The 23,625-nt window shown below is 42.9% G+C and carries 23 protein-coding genes; 20 read left to right on the plus strand and 3 right to left on the minus strand.

Going from position 1 to position 23,625, the window contains the following annotated elements; translation table 11 throughout:
• Positions 1–31: 31 nt before the first annotated feature.
• The 15 genes from ruvA (at position 32) to ACYQ2O_RS02395 (ending at position 17,303) form a co-directional block, all read left to right on the plus strand.
• A complete protein-coding gene (ruvA, locus tag ACYQ2O_RS02325; RefSeq protein WP_346023770.1) occupies positions 32–646 on the plus strand; it encodes a Holliday junction branch migration protein RuvA in 615 nt (204 codons plus the stop codon).
• Positions 647–669: 23 nt separating this feature from the next.
• Positions 670–1,683 (plus strand): Holliday junction branch migration DNA helicase RuvB, encoded by a 1,014-nt coding sequence (gene ruvB, locus ACYQ2O_RS02330; RefSeq protein WP_346023771.1) that lies wholly within the window; start codon positions 670–672, stop codon positions 1,681–1,683.
• Between the two features lie 20 nt (positions 1,684–1,703).
• The gene (queA, locus tag ACYQ2O_RS02335; protein WP_459795911.1) at positions 1,704–2,744 is read left to right on the plus strand and encodes a tRNA preQ1(34) S-adenosylmethionine ribosyltransferase-isomerase QueA; all 1,041 of its coding nucleotides are present in this window, start codon (positions 1,704–1,706) and stop codon (positions 2,742–2,744) included.
• A gap of 17 nt (positions 2,745–2,761) precedes the next feature.
• Entirely contained in the window at positions 2,762–3,907 is a 1,146-nt protein-coding gene (gene tgt, locus ACYQ2O_RS02340) for a tRNA guanosine(34) transglycosylase Tgt (RefSeq protein ID WP_346023772.1), read from the plus strand.
• 129 nt (positions 3,908–4,036) lie between these two features.
• Positions 4,037–4,369, plus strand: coding sequence for a preprotein translocase subunit YajC (gene yajC, locus ACYQ2O_RS02345; protein ID WP_346023773.1), 333 nt, complete (start codon positions 4,037–4,039; stop codon positions 4,367–4,369).
• A 50-nt stretch (positions 4,370–4,419) separates the two neighbouring features.
• On the plus strand, positions 4,420–4,695 hold the full coding sequence (locus tag ACYQ2O_RS02350; RefSeq protein WP_346023774.1) for a post-transcriptional regulator: 276 nt from the start codon (positions 4,420–4,422) through the stop codon (positions 4,693–4,695).
• Positions 4,696–4,845: 150 nt separating this feature from the next.
• Positions 4,846–6,000: a DNA polymerase IV gene (gene dinB, locus ACYQ2O_RS02355; RefSeq protein WP_346023775.1), complete on the plus strand. Its 1,155-nt coding sequence runs from the start codon at positions 4,846–4,848 to the stop codon at positions 5,998–6,000.
• Positions 5,990–7,294: a DRTGG domain-containing protein gene (locus ACYQ2O_RS02360; RefSeq protein ID WP_346023776.1), complete on the plus strand. Its 1,305-nt coding sequence runs from the start codon at positions 5,990–5,992 to the stop codon at positions 7,292–7,294. The genes dinB and ACYQ2O_RS02360 overlap by 11 nt, the downstream gene beginning before the upstream one ends.
• A 33-nt stretch (positions 7,295–7,327) precedes the next feature.
• The gene (locus ACYQ2O_RS02365) at positions 7,328–8,305 is read left to right on the plus strand and encodes a DHH family phosphoesterase (protein WP_342706588.1); all 978 of its coding nucleotides are present in this window, start codon (positions 7,328–7,330) and stop codon (positions 8,303–8,305) included.
• Between the two features lie 101 nt (positions 8,306–8,406).
• A complete protein-coding gene (locus ACYQ2O_RS02370; protein ID WP_459795912.1) occupies positions 8,407–10,524 on the plus strand; it encodes a PBP1A family penicillin-binding protein in 2,118 nt (705 codons plus the stop codon).
• A gap of 107 nt (positions 10,525–10,631) precedes the next feature.
• Positions 10,632–10,973: a YlbF/YmcA family competence regulator gene (locus tag ACYQ2O_RS02375; RefSeq protein ID WP_346023778.1), complete on the plus strand. Its 342-nt coding sequence runs from the start codon at positions 10,632–10,634 to the stop codon at positions 10,971–10,973.
• Between the two features lie 95 nt (positions 10,974–11,068).
• A complete protein-coding gene (locus tag ACYQ2O_RS02380; RefSeq protein ID WP_346023779.1) occupies positions 11,069–12,292 on the plus strand; it encodes a metallophosphoesterase family protein in 1,224 nt (407 codons plus the stop codon).
• A gap of 4 nt (positions 12,293–12,296) precedes the next feature.
• Positions 12,297–15,083 carry an ATP-binding protein gene (locus ACYQ2O_RS02385; protein WP_346023780.1) on the plus strand — a complete coding sequence of 929 codons (2,787 nt, stop codon included), beginning with the start codon at positions 12,297–12,299 and terminating at the stop codon, positions 15,081–15,083.
• 54 nt (positions 15,084–15,137) lie between these two features.
• Positions 15,138–16,106, plus strand: a complete 969-nt coding sequence (locus tag ACYQ2O_RS02390) for a 3'-5' exoribonuclease YhaM family protein (RefSeq protein ID WP_346023781.1) — start codon at positions 15,138–15,140, stop codon at positions 16,104–16,106.
• Positions 16,107–16,268: 162 nt separating this feature from the next.
• Positions 16,269–17,303: a peptidylprolyl isomerase gene (locus ACYQ2O_RS02395; protein WP_346023782.1), complete on the plus strand. Its 1,035-nt coding sequence runs from the start codon at positions 16,269–16,271 to the stop codon at positions 17,301–17,303.
• 233 nt (positions 17,304–17,536) lie between these two features.
• On the opposite strand, the gene ACYQ2O_RS02400 is transcribed toward ACYQ2O_RS02395, so the two are convergent.
• Positions 17,537–17,893: a YtxH domain-containing protein gene (locus ACYQ2O_RS02400; RefSeq protein WP_346023783.1), complete on the minus strand. Its 357-nt coding sequence runs from the start codon at positions 17,891–17,893 to the stop codon at positions 17,537–17,539.
• Positions 17,894–17,897: 4 nt separating this feature from the next.
• Positions 17,898–18,335, minus strand: a complete 438-nt coding sequence (locus ACYQ2O_RS02405) for an HIT family protein (protein WP_346023784.1) — start codon at positions 18,333–18,335, stop codon at positions 17,898–17,900.
• A 143-nt stretch (positions 18,336–18,478) separates the two neighbouring features.
• Here ACYQ2O_RS02405 and ACYQ2O_RS02410 point away from each other — a divergent pair, with 143 nt between their 5' ends.
• The 5 genes from ACYQ2O_RS02410 to trmB all read left to right on the plus strand — a co-directional run bounded on the left by ACYQ2O_RS02410 (position 18,479) and on the right by trmB (position 22,911).
• A complete protein-coding gene (locus ACYQ2O_RS02410) occupies positions 18,479–19,213 on the plus strand; it encodes an ABC transporter ATP-binding protein (protein ID WP_346023785.1) in 735 nt (244 codons plus the stop codon).
• Positions 19,173–20,417 (plus strand): ABC transporter permease, encoded by a 1,245-nt coding sequence (locus tag ACYQ2O_RS02415; protein ID WP_459795914.1) that lies wholly within the window; start codon positions 19,173–19,175, stop codon positions 20,415–20,417. Before ACYQ2O_RS02410 ends, ACYQ2O_RS02415 begins: the two co-directional genes overlap by 41 nt.
• A 20-nt stretch (positions 20,418–20,437) precedes the next feature.
• The gene (gene dat / locus ACYQ2O_RS02420; protein WP_459795915.1) at positions 20,438–21,298 is read left to right on the plus strand and encodes a D-amino-acid transaminase; all 861 of its coding nucleotides are present in this window, start codon (positions 20,438–20,440) and stop codon (positions 21,296–21,298) included.
• 74 nt (positions 21,299–21,372) lie between these two features.
• A complete protein-coding gene (locus tag ACYQ2O_RS02425) occupies positions 21,373–22,203 on the plus strand; it encodes a phosphotransferase family protein (RefSeq protein ID WP_346023788.1) in 831 nt (276 codons plus the stop codon).
• Positions 22,204–22,272: 69 nt separating this feature from the next.
• The gene (gene trmB / locus ACYQ2O_RS02430) at positions 22,273–22,911 is read left to right on the plus strand and encodes a tRNA (guanosine(46)-N7)-methyltransferase TrmB (RefSeq protein ID WP_346023789.1); all 639 of its coding nucleotides are present in this window, start codon (positions 22,273–22,275) and stop codon (positions 22,909–22,911) included.
• A gap of 119 nt (positions 22,912–23,030) precedes the next feature.
• Here trmB and ACYQ2O_RS02435 read toward each other — a convergent pair whose 3' ends face one another.
• On the minus strand, positions 23,031–23,390 hold the full coding sequence (locus ACYQ2O_RS02435; protein ID WP_246117693.1) for a PepSY domain-containing protein: 360 nt from the start codon (positions 23,388–23,390) through the stop codon (positions 23,031–23,033).
• Between the last annotated feature and the right edge of the window lie 235 nt (positions 23,391–23,625).

Here is a 23,625-nt window from a genome sequence, read left to right on the forward strand (position 1 = left end):
AGATTAACTAACGGTAAGTGAGGGTAATGATATGTTTGAATATATAAAAGGGACCGTCGCACACCTTTATCCTGGGTATATTGTGATCGACAATCAGGGAATCGGATATAAGATTCTGATGGCGAATCCTTTCAGGTATACGGATCAGATGAGCCAGGAGATACTGATCTACGTCTATCAGGATGTTAAACAGGACAGTATGCAGCTTTTTGGATTCAAGACGATGCAGGAGAAGAATCTGTTTCTGAAACTGATCAATGTGTCAGGAATTGGACCGAAATCTGCTCTGGCCATTCTGGCTAATGATAATCACCAAGGTTTCGTTCAGGCAATTGAAGACAACAATGTCACATTTCTGACCAAGTTCCCTGGTGTGGGCAAAAAGACTGCTCAGCAGATCGTCCTCGATCTGAAAGGGAAACTGTCTGAATTTGAAGGAACAGATGGAAACGGCCTTGAAGGACAGCAGGTCTTTGATATGCCTGAGGGATCGAACCAGTCCTTTGAAGAAGCCATCGAAGCGTTACTGGCACTGGGTTACACAAAGAAAGATGTAGCGAGAGCAAGAAAACAGTTTGATAATCGGAAGAAGCTGAGTACGGATGCTTACATACGTGAAGCTCTGTCTTATCTGATGAAAAAGTAGGCCAGTGAATAAAGGAGAACGTTATGGAAGACAATCAACATTTGACATCTGAACAGGTGATGGACTCGAAGGAACAGTCTTTGGAGCATACGCTCAGACCCCAACGTCTGGCTCATTATCTTGGTCAGGAAAAAATAAAGAAGGAACTGTCGATTTACATCGAAGCAGCCAAAAACAGGGAAGAAGCACTGGATCATGTTCTTCTCTATGGCCCGCCAGGACTCGGAAAAACCACCATGGCTATCGTGATTGCCAATGAAATGGGAGCAGAAATCAGGACAACCAGCGGACCGGCAATTGAAAAGCCAGGCGATCTGGTGGCTCTGCTGAATGATCTGGAGCCAGGAGGGATCTTATTTATCGATGAGATTCACCGGATGCCGAGGATTGCAGAGGAAATGCTGTATTCCGCAATGGAAGACTTCTACGTCGATATCATTATCGGTCAGGGAGAAACGGCTCATCCCGTCCATTTTCCCCTTCCCCCTTTCACATTGATCGGTGCAACGACTCGGGCCGGATCACTGTCGGCACCTCTGAGAGACCGGTTCGGTATTCTGGCACATATGGAATACTATACCAAGGAAGAGCTGGAAAAAATTGTGCTTAGATCGGCATCTGTACTGCAGACGGATATCGTGGAAGACGGGGCGCTGGAAATTGCCAGGAGGTCCAGAGGCACGCCCAGAATTGCCAATCGTCTGCTCAAGCGAGTAAGAGATTATGCACAAGTCAGAGGAGAAGGCATCGTCGATAAGGAGAATGCTGCTTCAGCTTTAGATCTTCTGAGTGTAGATCATATGGGGCTGGACAGCGTCGATCACAAACTGCTCAAGACCATGATCACTCTTTATAACGGCGGACCAGTAGGGCTGAATACTTTATCGGCTAATATAGGAGAAGAAATGATGACGATAGAAGATATGGTTGAACCTTTTCTGCTTAAAGAAGGCTTTATTCAAAGGACGTCTCGTGGAAGAATGGCTACTCAGAAGGCGTATGACCATTTCGACCTGATGCATCTGATGAAGAAGTAAATCATAAAAGGAGAATACGCATGACATTAACTACAAATGATTTTGATTTTGAATTACCTGAAGAACTGATTGCGCAGACACCATTGAAAAACCGATCATCCTCTAAAATGATGGTATTGACTAAGGAAACAGAAGCTATTGAAGACAGACAGTTTGAAAGTATAATAGATGAACTGAATCCGGGTGACGCGCTTGTAATGAATAATACACGGGTTCTTCCTGCCAGACTATACGGGGAAAAAGAAGACACAAAAGCTCACATGGAAGTGCTTCTTCTTAAGAACCTTGAAGGAGATAAGTGGGAAACCTTGATGAAGCCGGCTAAAAAAGCTAAGCCGGGAACAGTCATTACGTTTGGAGATGGACGTCTGAAAGCGACTGTTATCGAATCTCTGGAACATGGGGGACGAATCGTAGAATTTTCTTATGAAGGGATTTTCCTTGAGACTTTGGAGTCGCTGGGTGAAATGCCTCTACCGCCTTATATCAAAGAACGTCTTGATGACAGCGAACGTTATCAGACCGTTTACGCAAAAGAAAATGGATCAGCTGCTGCACCGACAGCAGGGCTGCATTTCACGGAGGAAATCCTTGAGAAGATACAGGAAAAAGGAGTCAAGCTCGTTTTCCTGACGCTTCATGTGGGTTTAGGCACGTTCCGTCCAGTGAGTGTAGATAATATCGAAGAACATAAGATGCATGAAGAATTCTATCAGCTGTCAGAAGAATCAGCAGACACATTGAACAGAACAAGAGAAGAAGGCGGGCGTATCATAGCCATCGGCACAACGTCAATCCGTACACTGGAAACAATCGGCCAGGCATTTGATGGGAGATTCCAGGCAGCCAGCGGATGGACGGATATTTTTATCGCTCCCGGCTACCAGTTTAAAGCAGTCGACGGATTCCTGACTAACTTCCATCTGCCGAAGTCGACGCTGATTATGCTGGTCAGTGCATTTCTCGGAAGAGACTTCGTATTAGAAGCGTATAATCATGCTGTCCAGGAGAGATACCGTTTCTTCAGTTTTGGAGATGCGATGTTTGTTAAAAAGAGATAAAAGAGTAGGAGCTAGTTATGAGTAATCATCCAGTCACATATACATTAGAAAAAAAAGATAAACACACAGGAGCCCGCCTGGGTAAAATCACGACACCTCACGGAACTTTTGAAACACCTATGTTCATGCCTGTAGGGACACTGGCAACCGTTAAGACTATTGCTCCTGAAGAGCTTGAAGAAATGGGAGCAGGCATCATCTTGAGCAATACGTATCACCTCTGGTTGAGACCAGGAGAAGATCTGATTGCTGAATCGGGAGGTCTGCACGCTTTCATGAACTGGGACAATGGGATACTGACCGATTCAGGTGGATTCCAGGTCTTTTCACTTTCAGATATGAGGAGAATTGAAGAAGAAGGCGTCCACTTCAAGAGTCATATGGACGGATCTAAACTCTTCCTGTCTCCTGAAAAAGCCATCAATATCCAGAACAAGCTGGGACCGGATATTATGATGTCCTTCGACGAATGCCCCCCATTTGATGAAAGCTATGATTACGTCAAAAAATCGGTCGAGCGAACCTCAAGATGGGCAGAAAGAGGACTGGAAGCGCACCAGAATACTGATAGTCAAGGGTTGTTTGGAATTGTTCAGGGCGCTGGATTTGAAGATCTGCGTAAACAGTCAGCTAAAGATCTGACTAGTATGGACTTTGCCGGTTACTCAATAGGTGGGCTATCTGTCGGTGAACCTAAAGAAGATATGTATCGGGTGCTCGATTTCACTACACCGCTCTTACCTGAAGACAAACCCCGCTATCTTATGGGGGTGGGGACACCTGATGCATTGATTGAAGGAGTTATGCGTGGAGTTGATATGTTTGACTGTGTGCTTCCGACCCGTATTGCACGTAACGGGACGACAATGACCAGCAAGGGACGTGTCGTAATCAAGAATGCCATTTATGCGAGAGATTTCAGACCTCTAGATGAAAAATGCGAATGCTACACGTGCCGGAACTATACCCGAGCATACTTGAGACATCTTCTTAAATCAGATGAAACTTTCGGTCTGAGACTGACGAGTTATCACAACCTCTATTTCCTGCTGGACCTGATGAAGAAAGTCAGACAGGCAATCAGGGAAGACAACCTGCTTGAGTTCAAGGAGCAGTTTTTCGAGGAGTACGGATACAATAAACCGAATGCTAAAAACTTTTAGAAGTTTTTAATGAGACTAGTATTTTTCTCTGAAATTTGCTAAGGTATGTAGTGAAACATTAATATCGTTCTCTTTGAAAACGAGATAATCAGGAAAATAAAACAGGAAATTAGACGGAGGAATGACTACATGGAATTACTTTTTGGAATGCTGCCCTTTTTAGTACTGATGGGTATCATGTACCTGCTGATGATCAGACCACAGCAGAAACGCGCAAAAGAAACGCAGAACATGCTCGGCTCATTAGGAAAAGGTGATTCGATCGTCACGATCGGCGGCCTGCACGGCATTGTAGATGAAGTAAATGAAACAAACAACACCGTAATAATCGACTGTGAAGGGATATATCTAACCTTCGAACGTCGCGCAGTTGCACGTATCGTTACAAAAGCATCCGCAGCTGGGACCCAGTCTGAAGAGCTGGGAACAAACACACCCGAAAAAACAGCAGACAGCGAATAGGACTGAAGAAGTAATTATACCCCTTTCGAATGAGTAAAGGAGGTAATCTCTTGAACTTTATTATAGATGATGATTATGAGGTTTGGCTGAAAAAAAAGTTGATCGAATTCCGTCAGAACGGCTATGATGAGATTAGTTTGGAAGACTTGTGGGAGTACTGCACCGCATATAAGTGGAAGCATTACAGACCATCAAGGTATTATCAGATAGTAGATGATATCTTGACAATCACATTGAATGACTATTTCAATTACGCTTCGCTGAAAGCTCAAGTGTATAACGTCTCTTCACTGGATGACATGGAGCTTGATGATCTATTAGGATAAATTTGGATAAAACAAGTAGGATGGTCGGTTCATTCTGCTTGTTTTATTTTTTTACACCATAGAATGTCATAATAGAGTTGATTTTAAAGTCGTCTGACCCTTTTATTTCTAGTATAATAACGTAAAAGATGGAGGTGTTTTGAAGGCGCTATGAGATACGGACTACTGCTTTTTGACGAACCCAAACGGGATACGTCCAGAAAAATAATTCATATCGATATGGATGCCTTCTATGCTTCAGTTGAGGTGAGAGAAAATCCTTCTCTAGCGGGTAAGCCAGTTATCATAGCCCGGCACCCCAAGGAAACGGGTGGGCGCGGTGTGGTTGCTACAGCAAGTTATGAAGCCCGGACTTACGGCATCCATTCAGCTATGAGCGCTCAGAAGGCATACGAGTTATGCCCAGAAGGTGTATTCGTAAGTCCAAATTTTGAGCTTTACCGGGAAACTTCAAAGCAGATGCATGACATTTTCAGACGGTATACGGATAAAATCCAACCTCTCTCTCTCGATGAGGCCTATCTGGATGTCAGTATAAACCATGTCGGACAGAAAAGTGCGACTATCATTGCACAGGCCATCAGGAGAGACATTGAAAAGGAACTGAGACTGACCTGTTCGGCAGGAGTGTCCTATAATAAATTTCTGGCTAAAATTGCGTCGGATTTCGATAAACCAAATGGCATTACAGTTATTCCACCTGATAAAGCACACGACTTTTTAATGGTGCTGCCAATTGAAAAATTTCACGGTGTGGGTGCCAAATCCGTTGAGAAAATGCATAGTCTGGACATATACACGGGAAAGGATCTATATAAAAATGAAGAGCTGGAGCTGGTCAGTCATTTTGGGAAAATGGGTCATTCACTTTATCGCAAGGTAAGAGGGATCGACGACAGTGAAGTGAAAAACGACAGGGAACCGAAATCGATTGGAAAAGAATCAACGTTCTCTGAAGATCTGAAGACTGAAAATGATGTGATCAAGGCCTTAAGAATCCTCTCACAGAAAGTCATGCATAACCTAAAAAGAAAACAGAAACACGGAAAAATCGTTGTGCTTAAAATAAGGTATGAAAATTTCGATACGATAACGCGTCGACGCTCCTTTCCAGATTATATCAAAGGAGAAGAAGAACTTTTCCAGATTGCTTTATCGATCTGGGAAGAAGAATCTGCAACCTTAGGAGTGAGGCTTCTGGGTATCACGGTTACCGGACTGGAGTCGGTTATCTTTGAAACGATCCCACTGCCGTTATGGGAAAAGAAAGTTAGCGAAAGGAAACCTGAAAGAGATGAAGACTAAACATGAACAGATTATCGACTTTATCGAGTCTCTGCCGGTAGGGGAGAAGCTCTCGGTAAGACTGATTGCCAAAGAACTTCAAGTCAGTGAGGGGACAGCTTACAGAGCTATAAAAGAAGCAGAGAACAACGGCCTGGTGTCTACGATTAAAAGAGTGGGGACGATCCGGATCGAGCCTAAAAATGGTGAGCATATCGAGAACCTGACCTACGATGAAATAGTGAAGGTGATTGATGGAGAGGTTCATGGGGGCGAAAAAGGGCTGAAAAAGACCCTGACGAAGTTCATCATCGGAGCGATGACCGAAGAAGCCATGTTGCGCTATGTTACTGAAGAATCACTGATGATTATCGGTAACAGAGAAGAAGCTCAGCAGCTCACTTTACAGAACGGTGCAGCGGTCCTTATAACTGGGGGCTTCAAGCCCAGTCAGACAGTGGTCGATCTTGCCAATCATAAGGAATTGCCTCTGATAAGCACATCTTATGATACTTTCACAGTGGGCACGATGATCAACAGAGCGATGACTGACCAGCTGATAAAAAAAGAAATCCTGCGCGTTCAGAATATCTTTACCCCGCTTGAACGGACGCAGTTTCTTAATAGAGAAGATACGGTATATACTTATAGAATGCTCAATCAGAAGAGCGGACATTCCAGATTTCCAGTTGTTCTGTCAGATGGTCGACTGGCGGGGATCGTGACGGCTAAGGATGTGGTAGGCCAGGAGGATACAGAACTGATTGAAAAAGTTATGACTAAGAATCCCGCTTCAGCAAGAAAGTACATGAGCGTAGCCTCAATTGCGCATACAATGATATGGGATGGCCTGGAAGTGATGCCTGTAGTCAGTGATGAACTTAAACTTGCTGGTGTCATTTCCCGTCAGGATATTATGAAAGCTATGCAGACTGTCCAGAAGCAGCCTCAGTCTGGGGATACCATATCTGATCAGATCAATCAGCTGATTACAGAAAAAGAAGACAACTTGTATTCCTTTTCTGTTACCCCGCAGACTACTGACAGCATGGGTACGATCTCATTTGGTGTGCTCAGCGAAGTGGTCACAGAGACAATTTATAATTATCTATCAAAATACAAGAAAAAGAATCTGGTTGTTGAACAGATGAATCTGCATTACTTCAACATGATCCAGTTAGGTAATGAACTGACGATCAAACCTTCTGTGATCGATGAAAATCGTCGCTCGGCTAGACTGGATGTTGAAATCTATTCGGAACATACATTAGCTGCAAAAGCGATTGTGGTGTGTCAGCTGATTCAGAAAAGATAACAAAAAAGCTAGAACTGAAAAGGAGAAATGCGTGTGTTGTTAGAAACAGTGAATAAAAAGGACAATATGATTAAGAAAGACCTTTGGGAGTATATTAAACAATGGGATACCATTATCATTCATAGGCATGTCAGACCTGATCCGGACGCTATCGGTTCCCAGTGTGGACTGAAAGAACTTATTCGAGCAACCTTTCCTGACAAGGATGTGTATGCAGTCGGTACGACGGTTGATGATCTCGAATATCTGGATAAAATGGATGAAGTGACAGAAGAAAAATATGAACAGGCGTTAGTCATTGTTACTGACACTGCAAATATCAAGCGCATAGACGGAGAGCATTATAAAATGGCGAAGCAGTGGATCAAAATCGATCACCATCCTCTTGATGATTCTTACGGGGAAATAGAATGGGTCAACACGGACGCGAGCAGCTGCTGTGAAATGATTGCCGATATGTGGCTGAGCTACCCGGATGAGATTAAGATGACCGCTAAAGCAGCCCGTCTTTTATATGCCGGAATTGTCGGGGATACGAACCGCTTTCTCTATGATGCGACATCACCCTTCACCATGCAGATTTCTGCTGAGTTGATGCGTTTTCCGTTTTCGCATACAGAAGTAAACGATAAAATGAATGTAATAAAGCCTCAAGCCGGCAAATTAATGGGCTATGCTCTCGATCAGTTTACAGTGTCAGAAGACGGGGTCGGACATATCATTCTTACAAAGACATTATTAAAGTCGCTTGGAATGGATGACAGCGAGACGCATCAAGTGGTTCCTATGCTGGGTAAAATCGAAGGCGTGAAAGTATGGGCAGTATTTGTCGAACAGTCAGACAGCGAATTCCGATGCAGACTGCGTTCGAAAGGACCTGTAATTAATGAGATTGCCCAGAAACATGGAGGCGGTGGACATCCTCTGGCCAGCGGCACGCATGCAAAAGACAAGGAAGAAATTGGACAGATTCTTAAAGAACTGACTGAACAGGTGAAAGCCTATAAATAAATGTCCGTCTGAGGACTGATAACTGATACACTTTCATATGTTATAATTAGACGATGATGTGTAACTGTTTAAAGGGATAGGAGTAAGATGAGGGAATAATCATGACTAAAAATCAATTAAAACAAAAACTAAAAAAAATGTTCAGTCACACCATACAGAAACTGAAACCCAGGCTGAAACGGTCCTGGGTAGTAGGGAAACGTAAATGGAAGAAATTCCATATGACTAAACTGCTCATACTGACCGTTCTCTCTGTTGCGCTGTTATTCAGCGTCTATCTTGCCGTTCTCGCAAGGACGGCAAATGTGAATGCCTTGAGAGCAGGGCTCGAACAGTCTACTACGATTATGGACGAGCAGGGTGAGGAAGCTGGAACGCTATTTGCACATAAAGGCTCATTCGTGGAAATGGAAAGAATCTCTCCTCATATTGTTGATGCAGTAATATCGACAGAAGATCAGCGGTTTGAGAAGCATCGCGGATTTGATCCGATCGGAATTGGACGTGCAGCTGTAGGATATGTTATGAACAGAGGACAGATAGTCGGTGGTGGAAGTACAATCACCCAACAATTGGCCAAAAATGCCTACCTCTATGCAGATCAGACCCTGATGAGGAAACTCAGGGAGCTGTTTCTGGCTATAGAAATAGAGAAGCACTACACTAAAGATCAGATACTGGAAATGTATCTCAATAGTGTCTACTTTGGTAACGGAGTATGGGGTGTTGAGGATGCTTCTATGAAATACTTTGGCAAGGGAGCATCTGATGTCACTGTTCCCGAGGCTGCGGCTATAGCAGCTATGCTGAAAGCACCCAGTCATTATAATCCGATCGACAATTATGAGCGGTCGATCAGCAGAAGAAACGTCGTGCTTTCATTGATGGAAAATACTGGAACGATCACTGGGGAGGAAAGAGCCAGCTATCAGCAGACTGGACTGACTCTGGTTGACAGATATAACAGCACAGATGGATACCGCTATCCCTATTATTTTGATGCAGTCATAAACGAAGCAGTTAACAGGTACGGCTTTGAAGAAGAAGACCTGATGAACAACGGTTATACTATATACACTTCTCTTAATCAGACTCATCAGCAGCAGATGGATGCAGTCTATGCCAGCAACAGCAATTTCGAAGTGGCTGCTGACGGAACAGCGGCGCAGAGTGCATCTATCGCACTGAATCCGAAAACTGGCGGAGTGAGCGCAGTAATCGGTGGTCTAGGAGACTACACTTTCCGAGGATTCAATAGAGCAACGCAAATGAGAAGGCAGCCAGGATCAGTAATCAAGCCTCTGGGCGTCTTCACACCAGCACTGGAAGCAGGATATGCGCCTGATTCACTACTTAAGGATGAGCTGCTCTCATACGGTGAAACAGGTTATACCCCAACGAACTTATCTGGTTATTATAGCGGAGAAGTTCAGATGTATAGAGCTTTGGCAGACAGTCTCAATGCACCGACGGTCTGGCTGCTTAATGAACTTGGATTGAGAAAAGGAATGAATAAAGTTGAACAGTTCGGTTTAAGAGTAACGGACAAAGATAATCATTTGGGGGCTATCGCATTAGGTGGAATGGACAGAGGTGTTTCGCCTCTGGAAATTGCCAGTGCGTACAGCGTCTTCGCCAATGAAGGAATTAGAAAAGATCCGCACTTTATTACACGAATTGTCGACGCCACAGGAGCTGTGGTTGTGGACAATACTTCTCCCAGATCAAAACGTGTGGTGTCCGCTAAAGTAGCCGATCAGATGAACAGCATGCTCTTAAGCGTGTTCGATAGCGGGACTGGACGAAACATTCAACCAGACGGTTTCAAGATAGCGGGTAAAACGGGGACAACACAGACAGAATCAGGTACAGGAGCAACTGACCAGTGGGTGGTTGGCTATACACCTGACCTTGTGATCACAAGCTGGATGGGTTATGATCAGACAACTGACTATCACTATCTCAACACAGCAACGTCTCAGGGGATCGGACAGGTATTCAAGGCACAAATGGAGGCCATCCTTCCCCATACGGAGCAGTCTACTTTCCTGGTAGAAGAAGCTGGATCAGAATTTAGAGTTGAAGAGCCTTCATTTATGGATAGAATGACAGAAGGGCTGGACGATGCAAGTGAATTTATCAGAGAGGGCTCCTCTGTGATCCGTGAACGTGTCGGAGAGCTGTTCAGGCAGTTCCGCAGTCGACAGCCAGGACAATAAATAAATTAAAGCCTTTTATTCTTTTCTGGCAAGACCATTCAATTCGTGATAAACTTGTATAGTAAAGAAAAAGCTCGACATAGAGTGAAAAATGAAGGGATGAGACGATGGCTGTCAACATTTATGACACGGCTAACCAGTTAGAAAAGGAATTAAGAAACACTGAAGAATTTACGAGATTAGAAGCGGCATTCGGTGCTGTTAAAGAAGATGAAGAGGCAAGTCGCGTATTTAACGAATTCCGTCAAGTACAGCAGACGATCCAGCAGAAACAGATGATGGGCCAGGAAATTTCTGAAGAAGAAGCAGTACAGGCTCAGGAGGTTTCGACTAAAATCAGTCAGAATGAAATCATTACTAAACTGCTTGAAGCTGAAAAGCAAGTCGGCCAGATGATCGACGACATCAACCAGGTAGTATTGAAACCCGTTAGAGAATTATATCAATAAAAGATCAGATGAAGAGGGCTTGCTAATATAGTGAGTCCTTTTCACTAACACTACTAAGAACATATGTACCCTATAAGAAGAAGGAGTGTTTACTCATGGTCCTATTTGTTCACGCCGCAGATCTGCATCTGGACAGCCCCTATAAAGGCATCAAAGATCTGTCCAGCCGTCTGGGGGAAAAAATAAAAGAATCAACTTTCCAGTCATTGACTGCTATTGTCGACCTGGCAGTGGATCAACAGGTCGATTTTGTGCTTTTCTCAGGAGACATCTACGATCTGGAAGATCGGAGTATCAAAGCTCAGATTGTCTTTAAAGAAGAGATGCAGAGACTGAATGACCAGGGCATTCCAGTCTGTCTGATCCACGGGAATCATGATTTCTTGGGAAATGAAGCAGACCATCTTTCCTTGCCGTCAAACGTGACTGTATTTCCCTCTGAAGTAGAGACGATTTACATACAGACAAAAAAAGGGGAGCGTGTGGCTGTCAGCGGATTCAGTTATGATAGAAAATGGATCGACAGGCGCATGATAATAGACTACCCTTCTCGAAAGGCACAGATAGATTATCACATAGGCCTTCTCCATGGTTACGAAGAAGGACAGAAATCAGAGCATGGCAGGTATGCACCTTTTTCCCTTGCTGAACTGGCTGAAAAGAATTATGATTACTGGGCTTTGGGGCACATCCACAATAGGCAGCAGCTTTCAGCTGAACCACTTGTTTATTACAGTGGAAATACCCAAGGACGTCATAGGAAAGAAACTGGAGACAAAGGCTGTCTGCTAGTCAATTTATCCCGTTCAGGTCATAGCGTCGACTTTAAAGCTACTGCACCAATCATCTGGAAGGAACTCAATATCGATGTAAGCACACTTGAGACACTCGACAGTATTTATGAAAAGATCAGACAGGCAGTGATTGAAACAAGTGACGCTCAGACACTGCTTTATCTTAAAGTCATCGTTTCGTCGCAATTATCAGATAAGATAATGACTAAATTGAATCAGGATGACTTCATTGAAACGCTGCACCATGATTCTGATAAATCTTTTGCTTTCGTAACGGGGCTTAAAATACAGATAAGTAACGTCACAGCAAATCAGGTATCGCTGGAACAGCTGTTTACAGAGGAGTGGAAGAGATCGGTCGAGTATTATTCAGAAAATGAAGCATTTAACGAAGTGACTAAGGAACTGCTGAATACCCATCCGTTTTCAGTGGAACTGTCTGAACAGACTGAAGAATACAGACGCGAGATTTTAGAGTCAGCACTGACTTTGCTTCAATATGATATAGGAATGAATGAGGGATAGAGAAATGAGAATAAAAAAGCTCGTGATTTATGGATACGGGAAGTGGATCGATGCTGAATTTGACTTATCCTCTTCGATCCAGGTTATACAGGGGCAGAATGAAGCCGGAAAATCTACGCTGATGTCGTTTATTCATAGTATATTATTTGGTTTCCCGACCAGACATAGTTCTGCTCTCAGATATGAACCGAAAGAAAGCAGTCGTTATGGAGGGAAAGTGATTCTTGACGACGACCGTTTCGGTGAAGTGACGATCGAAAGAGTAAATGGAAAAGTCACTGGAGATGTAACGGTTACCCTCGAAGATGGAACTGAAGGAGATGAGAGACTGCTTGATACGATCCTTCATAAAAAAAACAGATCATTTTATGAGCAGATCTATTCATTTGATCTGAAGGGTGTTGAAGAAACAAAAGGCATGAACCGGGAGCAGTTCAACCGCTTCTTCTTAAGTGTCGGATCCTTTGGAAATGAGCAGTTCCTTAAGCAGGCCGATCAGTATAAACAGAAAGCCTCTCAGCTGTTTAAACCGACGGGACGCAAACCGAAAGTAAACGAGCTCTATCGCTCCCTAAAAAAGCAGAAAGAGCAGTTGAGTAAAGCGAAAGAAAAAAACGAAACATACATTATCCGGGTCAAGGGTAAAGAAACGGTCGATGCAGAAATGGATCAGCTGGAAAAAGAATTGAAGCAGAAACGAGAAGAGAGGGACCTTCTTAACCATCACCTCAAGCATATTGAAACAATTGAAGAATTGAACCGGCTGAAGAGAGAAATCGATCAGTACCCGGACCAGTCATTACCAGAAGATGGTCTGATCCAGCTCAACCAAATCAATAGACAGCTTGAAAAAATGAGAGAACAGACTAAGGAACTGCATGAGAAGCAGAATGCTCTTCAGGACAAGTATCGCCCCTCAAAAGAACTGCTGGTGTATCAGGAGAACGAAAAGGCAGTGGATCAGCTGACAGGCAAGTGGGATCAGCTTGAGTTGAAAGCTGACTCGATTAGAGAACTAAAGCAGCAGATCACCCTTCTGGAACAGCAGACCTTTGAGTTTAAGTTAAGAGAAGGCCTGTCCCTTCAGGATGACTTGCCCGAGGATCTTACTTCAGACAGCAGAGGGCAAGTTCAGCTGATCGATCAGTCAATAAATCGTTTGGATCAGGAAGAAAAGGAATCGAACGAAACGATTGAAAGACTTAAGCTTAAAATCGAACATAACGAAGAACAAATCGATTCGATTGAAGAGACGCTATGGCCACTCTCGACATTTAAAGCAGTTGAGGCAGAAGAAAAACAGAAAAGAACACTCGATACGCCAAAAGTCTCCGAGAGAAAACCGGTCATACTTATTACCAGTTTCTTATTGCTGCTTGCTTTCCTTGCATTAGTACTTCAAAACTGGTTTCCCCTTCTAGGTGTTTTCCTTCTTGCTGGAGTGTGGACTATCATGGCCAGACGAAAAGGAGAAGCCGTTAATTATAGAGAACCAGATTATGACAGAAGTGAATATTACTATCAGAAGAAACTGCGGCAGCAGTGGAAAGACACGCTTGCATCTATCGATTCACTGCAGCAGCAGATTGGCGAGGAAAAAGATTCTCAGAACAGGATCAGGCAGGAAAAAGAAAAGTATGCTGCATCATTTTCAGAATGGAAATCAGTTCATCGTTACCCTGAACACTACTCACTGACTGCTGTGATGTCTTCAATGGAAAAGATGTCAGAAATAAGAAAAGTTGAACGACAGCAGAGAGAACTGTCAGATAGATTGTCAGAACAAATAACTGAGCTGGATAAGGAACTGAGACAGAACGCCTTTACTCGTACCATTTACGAAGACGAACAGGATCCGTTAAACGTCTTTTCTGAGGCTAGAAAAAAACTCAGACAGATTGAGCAGGACAAGCGACTACAGCAGGCCTATATAAAAGAAACTGAGAAAATTCAGAATGCTGTATTATATTTTGTTCAGCAGGAGAAAGAACAGAATAAAATGAAGCATGAGCTTTATGATCAGGCTTCTGCAAAGAACGAAGAAGCCTTTATACGTGCCTATCACACGCTTGAGGAAAAGAACGAAAAGATCAGACGCTATGAGCATTTATCTTCGACAATCGATGTAAGTGAACAGTCTCTGGCCTTGTCAGGCGAAGATGTGAAAAGTAAGCTGATGGAACTGGCTGAATCAGCAGAAGAGTTAGAAAGCCTCTATAAAGAAAAAGCCCGAAGATCTGTCGAACTTGCTTACGAAATAAAGGAACTGGAAGAAGGTGGGACTTACTCGGAACTGCTTCAAAAGTACGAAAATGAAAAAAGTATTTATCAGGATGCAGCTGATCAATGGAGCACATACAAAATTGCCTCCTCATTGATTGAACGGACTCTGAATAACGCTAAAGCCAATCAGCTGCCTCAGACCATTGCTCTGGCAGAAAAATATTTTTCTTCACTTACGTCGGGAGACTACCCATCGATCCTTATGGACTCCGACGAGTTCTTTGTGATTGACCGCAGTGGAAAGAAATGGGCAGCGGAAGAGCTCTCAAGAGGAACTGTCGAGCCGCTTTACGCTGCGATACGACTGGCTTTTGTAGTCAGCTTTAAAGATACGGTGCGTTTTCCGGTCATTATTGATGATAGTTTTGTCAATGTCGATGAAGCGAGAAAAAGTAAACTGTATGATCTGCTGAATGAGGTCTGTCAGTCTGTACAAGTCATTTATTTTACCTTTGATTCAACTATTACTGATTATGTTCCTGAGTCTCATGTGTTAAAATTGAACTAAGTAGTGGAACAAACATATTGAAGATAATGAACAGCAGGCAAAGGAGTGACGACAATGAAAAAGTTATACGACTACCAGAAAGATGAGCAGTTGAACCTCTTCCTTCTGATCAAATCAGCTGAAGAAAAAAAAACACGGAACAATAAACCTTATCTTGCCCTGATTCTACAAGACACCAGTGGAGAAATTTCGGCTAATTACTGGGATGCTTCTCCCAATGATGTTGAACAGTTCAAGCCGGGCCGAGTTATAAAAGTGGATGGCAGACGGGAAGAATACAATGGGGCCCCTCAACTGCGAATCAAGCAGATGAGGCTTGTTAAAGATGATGAACCGTCTAATCCTGACTTATACATTGAACGGGCACCAGTCAATAAAGACAAGATGATCGAAGCATTCAACCAGGCTGTCTTTGACATAACTAATGCTCACCTGAACCGTATTGTTCGCTATATAATGAAAAAGTATCAGAGAGAGTTCTTCCAAAGTCCTGCTGCAAAGAAAAATCACCATGCATACCTCGGCGGACTGGCTTTCCACACAATGTCCATGCTCAAAATTGCAAAATCAATAACGGCTAGTTATGATCTGCTGAACCCATCTCTGCTTTATGCTGGAATAATTCTACATGATGTCGGAAAGGTGATAGAACTCAGCGGACCAACAGCCACAGAATATACGCTCGAGGGTAAACTGGTGGGACACATCGTCCTTATCTATGATGAGATTTCAAAAGCGTGTGTGGAGCTGAAAATCGACGAAAGTCACGAAGACGTTCTTTTGCTTAAACACCTTGTGCTTGCTCATCATGGCGAGATGGAATATGGTTCTCCAGTGAGACCACAGATTCCTGAAGCTGAAATCATCCATTACATCGATCAGATCGATGCGAAGATGAATATGATGGAGTCTGCCTTAAGAAAAACAGAAGCTGGAGAATTCTCTGAACGGATCTGGGCCATGGACAACCGCTCGTTTTTCAAAAGCACGGTAAAGAATGAGAGACCAGCCTCTGAACAATAAACGATCTATTTGTGAAGGCTTGATGAAAAATAGTAAAGATTTGCTTTATACGTTTTCATTTTCTTTAGACCTGTGTTATATTAATTGAGGTACGGACATGGGTGATAATTTCTGCCTTGACCGTTCACTAGATTATAAGAATTAGGATGTGTATTTACGCGTATGAAAAAAATGTTATTTGGCGCAGTAGCCTGTTCAGGACTTTTACTGGCAGGATGTGCAAGCAGTCCCGAAGTAGCTTCAACAGTAGCTGGACGTGTTCGTGAAGATGAATTATATGAAAGAATGAAAAATGAAGTCACTCAAAGTGGTATGACTTTCGGAGAGCAGATGCTGCAGCAGATCCTGCTTGAAGATATTCTTGATCACGCATATGGTGATGAAGTATCTGATGAAGATATCGATGCTGAACTCGAAAGAGAAGCTGAACCTTATGGCGGCATTGAAGAATTCGAAGAAATGATTGCCATGCAGGGCATGTCTCTGGACGATGTGAGAAACAGTGTACGCACATCACTTCAAGTGAGAGCAGCTATTAAGGATCATGTCGAAATAACAGAGGAAGAAATCGAAGAAGCATACGAGAATTATGCTATCGATTCAACTGTTGCTCATATTCTTGTAGAGGACTTAGGTCTTGCTGAAGAAATCATTGATGAGTTGAATGATGGAGCTGATTTCGGTGAGCTGGTTGCTGAACATACGATGGACACTGGAACAATCGAAAGTGACGGCGAACTTGTGCTTGAACCTGGTCGTTTCGTCCCTGAATTCGAAGAAGCAGCAATGGAACTTGAAGAAGGTGAATTCACTCAGGAACCAGTAGAGTCTCAATTCGGCTATCACATCATTAAACTTGTAGAAGAAGGCGAAAAAGGCACCCTGGAAGAAGAACGTGAAACGATCGAGGCTATGCTCATTGACAGCTACATGCAGGACCAGGCAGTGGTTCAGGAAGTTATCGGCGAACTTGTACGTGACGCGAATGTTCAGATTTCAGACGAAGATCTGACAGGAGCAATGCAGCAGTTCATGGAGCCTGCACCTGAACAGCAGGAAATGGATCAGGATATGCTGGACGAACTTCTAGAAGAAGACGGTAATGGCGTCGAAGAAGATCCTGAAAGTGATGAAGACACAGATACAGATGTCGATACTGATGATGACTCAGAAGAAGCAGAAGAAGATAACGAATAAAATTAAGACTATGGCACATGGGCTGATAATAATCTCCCGTGTGCTTTTTTTGTGTAAATAATGGGGAGGGAGAACAGGTGAATAGACCATATATCGTTTTATGGACCATTAGATCTATTGGACGACATGCGAATGTACCATAAAGTCAGATATGAACCATTAGTCAGATAAATACATTAAGCTGACTCACAACACACAAAAAACGTTGCCGACCTCAAGACGGCAACGTTTTTTTATTCGGTTGGTGAAGATAGAGTATCTGCTGTCTTTTCTACTTCAGTCTGAATTTTCTCGGCTTTTTCCTGAATCCGTCTCATACGAGGTTCAGCTTCTTTCTGAAATTCGGCTGCCACTGTCTGCATGTCGCTCATGAATTCAGTCTGTACAAAATTTACTTCAGAAGTCAATCGGCTGACAGCTGATTTCAAGTCATTGACTTTATCTGTTACATCCTGAACATGGTCAGTTGTATCATCGATATAGGCCTTCAGCATTTCCTGATTCTGCTTTCCTGGTCTGGGTGTTCTGACCAGCCCGTAAAATCCTCCAAGAACGACTCCTGATAAGCTTCCTAATAGAAAATGTTTCATGATCTTACCCCTCCTTTGCTAGTGTGCTGACGATTTTGTTCCGAACCTCATCCAGCTCGTCATCAGAATAATCGTCCGAATGTGTGTCCCATTTCAGTCCAAAACCATCTTTATCAGAGTTATATCTAGGTAGCAGATGAACATGGCCATGGAATACGCTCTGAGAGGCGATCTCCTCATTGTTCATCAGGAGATTTAACCCTTCACATTCCGGATCGAATGATCGGACGGCACGTGCTATCTTTGGTATTTTCGCAAATACGTCCGCAGCCAGCTCGTCTGTATAGTCGAGAATATTTCTGACATGCTTTTTGGAAATGACTAGAGTATGTCCCTTAGTCACTTGAGATACATCCAGAATGGCAATGACTGTATCATCTTCATAGACTTTTCTGGACGGGATCTCACCATCAATAATCTTACAGAATATGCACTCGCTCATGACTTTCCCTCTTTCCATAGTACAGTATAGATACAGTTTATCATATTATGCCGGGAAATAATAAAAAGACACTACTGGAATCTTTAAACCTTCACTTTGTGTGGTAAAATATAAGCACTAGTTTACAGGGAAGGATAGGTAGTATGAGCTTGAAAGTTGAATCTCTGACAGGGGGATACAGTAGAATACCTGTTTTAAAATCCGTATCGTTCGACATTGCAGATGGTGAACTGATCGGACTGATCGGGTTAAATGGTGCCGGAAAAAGTACCACCATCAAACATATTATCGGCCTGATGAAGGCTTTCGAAGGAACAGTTAAAATAGATGGCCGAACGATCAACGAAGATCCGGAAACGTATCGCAGAAAAATTGGATTCATCCCGGAGTCGCCCCTGCTATATGACGAACTGACTTTAAAGGAGCACATTGAGATGACGATCATGGCATATGGGCTTGATCGCGAACAGGCTTGGAAGACAGCGAATTATCTGCTTGACCTGTTCAGGCTGACCGAGCGGCTTGAGTGGTTTCCAACAGACTTTTCAAAAGGCATGAAGCAGAAAGTGATGATTGTCTGTGCCTTTGTTATTGAGCCGTCTCTGTTTATTATTGATGAGCCTTTTCTTGGACTTGATCCATTGGCTATCAGAGACCTTATCCAGCTTATGGAAGAACATAAGCGTAACGGGGCCTCAATATTAATGTCCACCCATGTACTGGCAAATGCAGAACGAATCTGCGATAAATTTGTCGTCATGCATGATGGTGAAATATATGCGATGGGAACGATGGCTGACTTAAGAAAACACTTCGACATGCCGGAAGCTACTCTTGATGAGATGTACGGACGGCTGGCTGACAGGGAAGGGTTTTAAAATGACGGTCAGAGACATGTTTAAAAAGAGAACGTATGAGTATTACAGACGGATTGGCAAATACCTTAAATATGTGTTCAATGATCACTTTGTCATTGCTTTGATGATCCTGACGGGTGCATTAGGTTTTACTTATTCAGATTACGTCGAGACCGTTGCTCCCTCGGATCTTCTCCCACGTCTTTTGCTTATTGTCATCATCTACTCTGTCTTGCCTATAGGTGGAATAAGAACTCTGATCGAACCAGCTGATGGCATATATCTTTTGCCTCTTGAAAAGCAGATGGCACCGATCATGAGGCGGCACTTACTTATCAGCGGTCTATTTTTAAGTGCGGGGATGGCTGTGATTGCGACACTTACGATGCCTTTAATGGAAGCTTTAAACATATCTGGTCAAGCTTACAGCTTAAGCTGGCTGGCTGTATTAATCTGTCTGAAGCTGATCGATCTGCTGGTCCAGTATCACTCATTTCAGTCGGACAGTTTAACGCTGATACGAACTATCTATACAGGTAGACACATTCTGATACTGGGAACTCTAGGGCTGAGTCTTTTCGTTTCCCTATGGGTTGGTCTATTATTGAGCTTGTCTGGACTGTTCGGGCTGATTTACCTGGTCTTCAGTTATTCACGTGAAAAGCTGTGGAACTGGGACAGAATGATCGACATTGAACAGAAACGAGTCCAAGGCATATACAGGTTGATCAATCTTTTCATTGAAACGCCTTATGGACAAAATAAAGTTAAACGTATGAAAGGATTCGACCCTTTAATTAGTATCATCAGCTCTAAAACAGATCCGCATATGTATTATATCAGTAGAGTATTTATTAGACAGACAGCTTTCAGCGGGCTGTATGTCAGACTGCTGACCATCGGACTGATTGTCATATACTTCACTCCTGTTTTATGGCTGAGAACGCTTGTGAGTGTTCTGTTTATTTATCTGATCGGGTTCCAGCTTCTCCCTTTAAAACAAGTTCTGGATGAATCTGTTCATTTTAAATTGTATCCTTATACAAATACTGATAAAATAAAAGCCATCCAAAAATTGTTGAATATGGCACTGATCGTAACGAGTATCATTTTTTCTCTGGGGGCCCTCAACGGGGGGTGGGAGACCACAGGGATAGTCTTTTTGATCAGTACAGTGTTCGTTTTTGGCTTCAATTCAGTATATGTGCCTAGAAGGTTGGGCTAGCAGGATAAGGGGAGAAAGACATGAAAGTGATTTGGAATAGTGAGATTGTAGATAGAAGTGAAGTTAGAATCGATCCGGAAGACCGGGGATATCAGTTCGGAGATGGGATTTATGAAGTGATCAGAGCTTACAATGGCCGCTTTTTCTGCCTGGATGAGCATATTGACAGGTTTTATTCCAGTGCTAGAAAAATCGAAATGGCTGTGCCTTATAGTCGAAACGAGATGAAATCACTCGTCAACCGGCTGCTTGAAGAAACAAATATCGACACCGGCAATCTTTATCTGCAGATGACGCGCGGGATTTCTTCACCCAGGAACCATATGTACCCGGATGCAGGCGTCCTTCCAATGCTGACAGGGACGATGACAGCGGTCGAAAGAGATGCTGTCAAGCAGGTGAAAGGGATCGACACGATAGTAACAGAAGATATACGGTGGCTGAAATGTGATATCAAGATGATATCATTACTCGGAAACATCATGGTCAAGCATGAAGCACATAAAAAGAATGCTGAAGAAGCCATTCTTCATCGAGACGGAACAGTTACAGAGTGTTCTGCCTCTAACATAGCAATCGTTAAAAACGGAAAAGTGATGACACATCCTGATGGAAATCTCATTTTACCCGGAGTGACAAAGCTAGTGTGGAAGAAATGTGCAGAAAAACTGAATATTCCAGTAGTCGACAGACCGTTTACGCTTGAGGAAATGTACGAAGCAGATGAAGTATTCTGCTCAAGCACGACAATTGAAGTCATGCCGGTCAGACGTATCGATGAACGCATACTTTTTACTGATAAACCTGGCGACTTGACGACTGCTCTGCAGGCTGAATACCTTAAAGAAATTGAACAGCAATGTGGCGAAATAGTTATATGAGTCTGAGAGATAAAAAAAGAACATGCATGCGCTTGACGGAACCGATAATTCTTTCTACAATAGAAGGTGCGTAAATGTCTTTATTATTGAGCGACATAAGAAGAACATATAAAGGATTGAATACTATGGAGTTAGAGAGAGAAACGGGGTGGCAGCTGCATCCCATTGGTGGAGAAACAGGTCAAGCTTATATGGGAACGAAAAACGAAGAACGTTTATTTCTCAAGCGGAATTCATCGCCTTTTCTGGCAGCATTGTCCCTCGAAGGGATCTCTCCCAGACTCGTATGGACCAAGCGGATAGGAAACGGGGACGTGCTGACAGCTCAGGAATGGTGCAATGGCCGGACTCTGTTCAAAGAAGAAATGACTTCTTCAAGTGTGATTCAGATGATCAGAAAAGTTCATCAGTCTCAAAGTCTGAAGAGAATGCTGCATCGTCTGGGAGGGAAAGTACTCTCTCCATCTGACTTTTACTACAATGCGGTGTATGGACTGGCGCCCGATCTTATTGCCCATCCATCAATCAGACAGGCTGTATCGTACTTGGAAAAGCATATGCCAGCTGATGATCAGATTGAAAATAAAATGGTGTGCCATGGTGACATCTCGCATAAGAATTTCCTTATGTCTTCTGAAGAAGAACTCTATCTGGTTGACTGGGATTCAGCACTGCTTGCTGATCCTGTAGCCGACTTGAGTCAGCTGCTGGAACGTTATATCGATCACCAGAACTGGGACGATTGGATTACCGCTATGATTCCGTTTACTCCAGGCGCTACTACTAGTAAATTTTACTGGTACGGCACAGCTAACCTGTTGTTTGACATTAAAGCAAGCCATCAGAAACAAGATTATCTAAGGATGAACCAGTATTTGATCAAATTGAATCAGCTATTATCATAAAATTAATGAATGCAGGGACAGGTTTAACGATCTGCTCCCTTTTTTACTGAACTAACGAGGAGTGTTTAAATGAGATTACGTCACAAACCATACGCCCAGGATAAGCTACTGGAGTATAAGCAATATGTGGTTGAAAAACCGGAAGAATCAAAAGGGAAGTGGACAGAGCGGTTTGGGAAACCTCAGCCTTTGCATATTGAAATCGGATGTGGAAAAGGGCGTTTCATTATTGAAATGGCTAAACGCTATCCAGATATCAACTTTATCGGAATTGAACTGCAGACAAGTGTTATCGTCTCTGCACTGGAAAAACAGATTGATGAACAGCTGCCTAATCTGCAGCTGATGCAAGTAAACGCAAAGGATCTAAGAGACTATTTTGAACCCGGAGAAGTCGACCGCATCTATCTTACGTTTTCTGATCCATGGCCAAAAAACAGACACGAGAAGCGCCGACTCACTTATAAGTCATTCCTGTCAGTCTACGAGACAATTCTAAATGATGAAGGAGAACTTCATTTCAAGACGGACAATCAGAAGCTATTCGAATATTCATTGACCAGCTTCTCCAAGTATGATGCGGTGCTGGAAAAAGTGTATATGGATCTGCACAATAGCGACGTAGAAGACAATGTAATGACAGAATATGAAGAAAAATTTTCTAAAAAAGGCAACAGAATTTATAAAGCAGTTGTCATGTTCAAATAAAAACAACCTCAGTTACTTGACTCACTAAGCTAAGCAGTGGAGGTTCAAGTGACTGAGGTTATTTATTTGTCTTATATTATGAGTATGAGCAGCAATGGCTGAACCAGACTCATTTTCATTTACACTCTGTATAGGTCGATCAGACTGCCGGTGTAAGCATCAACGATGAATTCGTATTGGACCAGCTTGCTTTCTTCATAGCGTGAGATCCCACCGTAGTAAACATCAGTTTCATAAGCAAATTTTTTCCACGGCACTTTGGATAATTCAATCCATGACCCGTCGATCGGTCCTTCTTTAAGAAATTCTTTTTTTATGGATTTTAAAAGATCGTCAGCCTTTAGTGACTTCTTCTTTTTGAAGAATGCAAAGGTCAGCATGCCCAGAATAAAGGAAACCACAACCGAACCACCCAGGTACATCCAGTCTTCCGTAGAGTATGTCTTTGTTTCTTTCTTTTCTTCCTTTTTCATATACATCAGAACTCCTCCATTTTGAATTAATAACGCTTTCGTCTCTAATTTTAACATACCTTAGATTAATAGTGTAACACAAACAAACTAGGTTTAACTTAAATTTGAACCGGGTGTATGTGTCAAGACTTTGGCGGAAACTTTTTTTCTAGAGATGGTAACTCTTCAATTTTAATATTAAAATGGCTCATTCTGTGTGTTTCATTACCCAAACATTTTCTTCAGTTGTCCCATTGGACTT

The organism is Alkalibacterium sp. m-11, from assembly GCF_054658155.1.